This is a genomic window from Stenotrophomonas sp. AGC87 (assembly GCF_057333975.1).
Window position 1 is genome coordinate 19,355 of record NZ_JBHFHW010000027.1, and the last position, 4,898, is coordinate 24,252.

Below are 4,898 nucleotides of genomic sequence, written 5' to 3' on the forward strand. Positions count from 1 at the left end.
CCCCCCCCCACGGCCGTTGACTCAGCCTTCGTCCTGCTCGTATTCCACGAAGACATCCAGTTCCAGCGCCAGTTCCTGCACGGCGTCACGCACGCGCTGGGCGCCGAGTGCGTTGCCTACTTCCACTTCCAGTTCGTGCGTGCCCGGGCCGATGTCATCGGACAGGCCGGCCGAGCTGGAATCGTCGTCGTCCATGTGCGGCATCAGGTCGTCGGTTTCCTCGACGTGTTCGATCCCCTCGATGCTCTGCAGCAGGTCGGTGATGGCACGTGCATCGTCTTCGGTGCCGGTGATTCGCAGTCGCAACAGGGCCATGGGCGGGTCCTCGGGGAAAGGAACTCCAGCCTAGCCAGCACGCGGAAAAGGTCGGGTGAGGATGCGCGCCGGGTCGTGGCGTCCGGTTCAGTCGTGCGTGCGGTCCGCAGGCGGCAGGCCCAGCAGTTCATCGGGCAGTGCGGGCAGCGGGGTGCGCTCATCCAGTGCTTCGCGCTTGAGCCAGTCCATGAACGCCTGCGCGGTCGGGCTGAGCGGGCGGTGTTCGGCGTGGACCACGTAGTAGGCGTAGCGCGCCTTGAGTGCGGGGCCGGGCAGGCGCACCAGCTCATAGCGCTGCAGGTAGGGCTGGGCGATGTGCTTGCGTGCCAGCACTGCGCCGATGCCGTAGACCGCGGCGCGCATCGCATCGCTGCTGTCGCTGAAGGTGTGCAGCGAGGGCAGGTCCAGCCCGCGCACACCCGCCGCCCGGAACCAATCGCGCCAACCCTGCGGCGACATGTCGCTGAGCAGCGGCAAGGTGGCGATCTGTGCCGGTTCGCGCAGCATCGAGACGCCCGCCAGGGAAGGTGAGGCCACCGGGCAGAGTTCATCGTCCATCAGGTGATGCGCGGTCATGCCCGGCCACTGGCCAAGGCCGTAGCGGATGCCCAGTTCCGGACCCGTTTCATCAAAACGGACCAGCTCGGTGCTGGTCTGCAGCTCGATACGCATGCGCGGATGCTGTTGGGTGAAGCGCGGCAACCGCGGAATCAGCCAGCAGTACGACAGCGAGCGGATGGTGGTGACCCGCAGCGGCACGATGTCCGCCTGCGGATGCAGGTTGCCGGCCACTGCGTTGAGGTCACTGAGTGCGGCCGCCGCCGCGTCGGCCAGCTGGCGGCCTTCGGCGGTCAGCCGCACGCCGCGCGCATGGCGCTGGAACAGGATGGTTCCAAGCAGGTCTTCCAGCCGCCGCACATGGTGGCTGACCGCACTGGCGGTAAGGTGCAGCTCCTGGGCGGCGTGGGCGAAGTTCTGGTGGCGTGCGGCAACCGCGAACACCCCCAGCGCGGGCAGCAGGGCAGGGCGAAGGATCATGGTCGAGACCCAAATCATACTTGTGGCTTGCACGGATACTACGCGCTTGTGAGTGCCTGACGGCAGGCGGATGCTGTCGTCCTTCCCCCCCCGGATTCACGCGCATGTTGCCGCCCCTGACCGTTTGTCCCGCGCGTCTGCCTTGCTCCGGAGGCCGGCCGTGAGCGGGGCGCCGCTGGCCGCCGCTACGGTGGCGCGCGATTGGCGCACGCCGCTGGAACTGACCGTGCTCGGTGCGATCTGGGGCTGCTCGTTCCTGTTCATGCGCGTGGCCGTGCCGGCCTTCGGGCCGTATGCGCTGGTGGAGGTGCGCCTGCTGCTCGGCGCGCTCGTGCTGCTGCCGTTCCTGTGGCAGGCGCGCGCGCAGTTCCCGGCGCGCCGCTGGTTGTGGCTGGCCCCGATCGGCCTGATCAACTCGGCCATCCCGTTCGTGCTGTTCGCTTGGGCCGCACAACGCGCCCCGGCCGCGATCGGTGCGATCTGCAATGCGATGACCGTGCTGTTCGCCGCACTGATCGCGTTCCTGTTCTTCGGCGAAAAGATCGGCATGCGCCGCGCGATCGCCCTGCTGGTCGGCTTCGCCGGCGTGGTGGTGCTGGCCATGGCCAAAGTGTCCGGTCTGAGCATCGGTGCGGCGGTGATGGCCGGTGCCCTGGCCGCGCTGTTGTATGGGCTGGGCGTCAATCTGGTGAAGCGCCACATGACCGGCCTGCCACCGGCGGCGTCGGCCGGTGCCACGCTCGGCTGCGCGGCGATCCTGCTGCTGCCGATGGCGCTGACCCATTGGCCGACCGCCCCGATCCCGATGCTGTCCTGGGCCTGCGCGATCGCGCTGGGCGTGGTCTGCACCGGCCTGGCATTCCTGATGTTCTACCGCCTGATCGCCCGCATCGGTCCGGCCCGTGCTTCGACCGTGACCTATCTGGTGCCGATGTTCGGCGCGCTGTTTGCGTGGTTGTTCCTGGGCGAACCGGTGACCGGGACGATGGTCGTGGCGGGCGTGTTGATTCTTGGCAGCGTGGCGGTGTCGCAGAAGCGATAGAGATCGCTTCTGCGGAGGCGATCAGCCGGCCAGCGGCCTTACCGCACCGGCACCGGGATGTTGCACAGGTCGATGTGGCCGGCCGGGCGTTTGTAGAAATCATCGACGCGGTTGCGGCGTGCTTCGGTCGCATCGGCAAAGGTCCTGGAGTCGGTGCGCAGCACCTGCAGCTTGGGTCGCTGCGCAGCCGGTACATCGCTGGCACGCTGGATCGACTGGATCGCCGTACGCTGCGCCGGATCGGCGTAGAAGCCCATCGGGGCCGGGCCACGTGGCAGCGCGCTGAGCAGCTCCATGCCCTGCAGCACGCGGCCGACCACGGTGATGTTGCGGTCCAGCTGACGCGGCGACTGCCCGGTCACCACGTACAGCTCGGCGCCGATGCTGCTGTCTTCCTCGTTGCTGCGGCCGGCGCCCAGTGCACCGTAGCAATGCGCCAGCCAGGTCTTGCCGTCCTTGCGATCCTGGCCCACCGGGAAGCCGTCGACGAAGCCGGTCTGGTCGGCCCAGCCGTCATGGTCGGGCAGGAGGCTCACCTTCAGCCCCTTGCTGTCGCGCTGGAACTCGGCCGGGAGCGTGCGCTTGGCGCTGCCGAGCGGCTTTGCCTTGGCGGCATCGTCCGCATCGGCATCGCCGAACTGCACCACGAAATTGTCCTGCGCGCGGTAGATACTCTCGCCATCCCAGAAGTGCTCGTGGGCCAATGTCTGGATGTTGCCCACGTGCTGCGGCGCGAACGCCGGGGCCAGTTCGATGATGACGCGGCCGGCGGGCAGGTTCATGTACAGCAGGTTGGCCGGGTCGGGCGTGCGCCAGTCGCTGTCAGGCGATGCGTCCAGGATCTGCTGCGGGCTGCGGTAAGGCGTGGCCGCGCTGGCCAGGGTGGGAAGCAGGCAGGCCAGGGCAAGGGTGAGCAGGGCAGGACGACGTGGCGACATGGCAGACCCGTTCAGGAAGGTAGTGCCCGATTGTGCGCGAAGCGCACCGGCTACGGCCAGTCAGGGGATGTCCTGCGGCACGGTGACTAACGACACATCCGCTATAGCGAACTTCGGACTAGTGTGGACTCCACGCTAGCGGAGACCGTCATGAGCGACCACGAGGTCCACCTCAAGAAATTCCAGAAAGAGCTCAGCTCCGGCACGGTCTCCCTGGCCTTGCTGGCGGTGTTGGCCAAGGCCGGTGAGCCGCTGTATGGCTACCTGATCGCCAAGGAGCTGGAGCGGGTCGGCGAGGGCGTGCTGAGCGGCAAGCAGAGCGCGCTGTACCCGGTGCTGCGCAACCTGGAAGGGGCCGGGTTGCTGGAAAGCCATGTTGAACCCTCGGTGGCGGGTCCGCCGCGTCGCTACTACCGCATCAATGACACGGGGCGTGAAGTGCTCAGTCAATGGACCGCCGCGTGGCGTGCCACCCGTGATTCCGTCGATTCTGTCCTGGAAGGGGTAACCGCATGAACATCGAATCCGTGGCCGGTCGGGCCTTGCCGACCACCATCCCGGCGTACTTGGCACAGCTGCGTGCGGCGCTGCACGACGCCGATCCGGCGATGGTGCAGGACGCCCTGTACGACGCCGAGGAATACCTGCGCTCGGAGCTGGCCGCCCAGCCGGGCCGCAGCGAGGCCGAGGTGATCGCCGATGTAGCCGGCAGCTACGGTGCGCCGGAAGAAGTGGCCGAGATCTACCGCGAAACGGAAATCACCGTGAACCGTGCGCTGCGCACGCCCAGCGCGGGTGCTGCACCGATCCGACGTGCAGCGGCCACCCGCCCCGGCATCGCCTCGGTACCACCGCCGCAGGCGCCGCCCAAGCCACGCTCGGCCTTGGCCCGCTTCTTCGGCGTCGCCCTGGAGGCACGCACCTATGGCGCGCTGTTCTACATGCTCCTGTCGCTGGCCACCGGTACGTTCTTCTTCACCTGGGTGGTCACCGGTCTGTCGCTGTCGCTGGGCCTGATGGTGCTGATCATCGGCATTCCGGTGGCGGTGCTGTTCTTCGGTTCGGTGCGCGGTCTGTCGCTGCTGGAAGGGCGATTGGTCGAAGCCCTGCTCGGCGAGCGCATGCCGCGCCGGCCGACGTATTCCGACCGCAGCCGCAGCTGGCTGCAGCGCATCGGCGACATGTTCACTGATGGCCGCACCTGGCTGACCCTGCTGTACTTCGTGTTGATGCTGCCGCTGGGCATCGTCTACTTCACGATCGCCACCACGCTGTTGTCGACCTCGATCGGCTTCATCTGGGCACCGGTGGCGGCGCTGTTCTCCAGTGACTACGTGGGTATCCACATCGACGGCATCCAGATGCTGCCGATCTGGGTCACACCGCTGCTGGCGATCATCGGCGTACTGCTGCTGTTCGCGACGCTGCACCTGGCCCGCGGCATCGGTCACCTGCACGGGATGATGGCCAAGCATCTGCTGGTGCGGCTGTAACGTTCGGCCACAGGTCGGAACCCGAGGATCCGGTAGTGGGGGGGGGGGGGGGGGGGGGGGGGGGGGGGGGGG

Annotated in this window: 6 protein-coding genes; 3 read left to right on the forward strand and 3 right to left on the reverse strand. The window is 67.7% G+C overall.

The window, feature by feature from the left end; genetic code table 11:
• Positions 1–21: 21 nt before the first annotated feature.
• Positions 22–315, reverse strand: a complete 294-nt coding sequence (locus tag ACE026_RS09675) for a hypothetical protein (protein WP_019184421.1) — start codon at positions 313–315, stop codon at positions 22–24.
• An 87-nt stretch (positions 316–402) separates the two neighbouring features.
• The gene (locus ACE026_RS09680; RefSeq protein WP_486038828.1) at positions 403–1,353 is read right to left on the reverse strand and encodes a LysR substrate-binding domain-containing protein; all 951 of its coding nucleotides are present in this window, start codon (positions 1,351–1,353) and stop codon (positions 403–405) included.
• Positions 1,354–1,513: 160 nt separating this feature from the next.
• Here ACE026_RS09680 and ACE026_RS09685 point away from each other — a divergent pair, with 160 nt between their 5' ends.
• A complete protein-coding gene (locus tag ACE026_RS09685; RefSeq protein ID WP_486038829.1) occupies positions 1,514–2,395 on the forward strand; it encodes a DMT family transporter in 882 nt (293 codons plus the stop codon).
• A 38-nt stretch (positions 2,396–2,433) separates the two neighbouring features.
• On the opposite strand, the gene ACE026_RS09690 is transcribed toward ACE026_RS09685, so the two are convergent.
• Positions 2,434–3,333, reverse strand: coding sequence for a peptidylprolyl isomerase (locus tag ACE026_RS09690; protein ID WP_486038830.1), 900 nt, complete (start codon positions 3,331–3,333; stop codon positions 2,434–2,436).
• Between the two features lie 150 nt (positions 3,334–3,483).
• On the opposite strand from ACE026_RS09690, the gene ACE026_RS09695 reads away from it, so the two are divergent.
• Positions 3,484–3,849 carry a PadR family transcriptional regulator gene (locus ACE026_RS09695; RefSeq protein ID WP_121041452.1) on the forward strand — a complete coding sequence of 122 codons (366 nt, stop codon included), beginning with the start codon at positions 3,484–3,486 and terminating at the stop codon, positions 3,847–3,849.
• Positions 3,846–4,826 carry a sensor domain-containing protein gene (locus ACE026_RS09700; protein WP_486038831.1) on the forward strand — a complete coding sequence of 327 codons (981 nt, stop codon included), beginning with the start codon at positions 3,846–3,848 and terminating at the stop codon, positions 4,824–4,826. The genes ACE026_RS09695 and ACE026_RS09700 overlap by 4 nt, the downstream gene beginning before the upstream one ends.
• The last annotated feature ends 72 nt before the right edge of the window (positions 4,827–4,898 follow it).

Excerpts from the sequence above, each read along its gene's own strand:
- ACE026_RS09690 (WP_486038830.1), bottom strand. The coding sequence starts at position 3,333 with ATGTCGCCACGTCGTCCTGCCCTGCTCACCCTTGCCCTGGCCTGCCTG.
- ACE026_RS09675 (WP_019184421.1), bottom strand. The coding sequence starts at position 315 with ATGGCCCTGTTGCGACTGCGAATCACCGGCACCGAAGACGATGCACGT.
- ACE026_RS09695 (WP_121041452.1), top strand. The coding sequence starts at position 3,484 with ATGAGCGACCACGAGGTCCACCTCAAGAAATTCCAGAAAGAGCTCAGC.
- ACE026_RS09680 (WP_486038828.1), bottom strand. The coding sequence starts at position 1,353 with ATGATCCTTCGCCCTGCCCTGCTGCCCGCGCTGGGGGTGTTCGCGGTT.
- ACE026_RS09700 (WP_486038831.1), top strand. The coding sequence starts at position 3,846 with ATGAACATCGAATCCGTGGCCGGTCGGGCCTTGCCGACCACCATCCCG.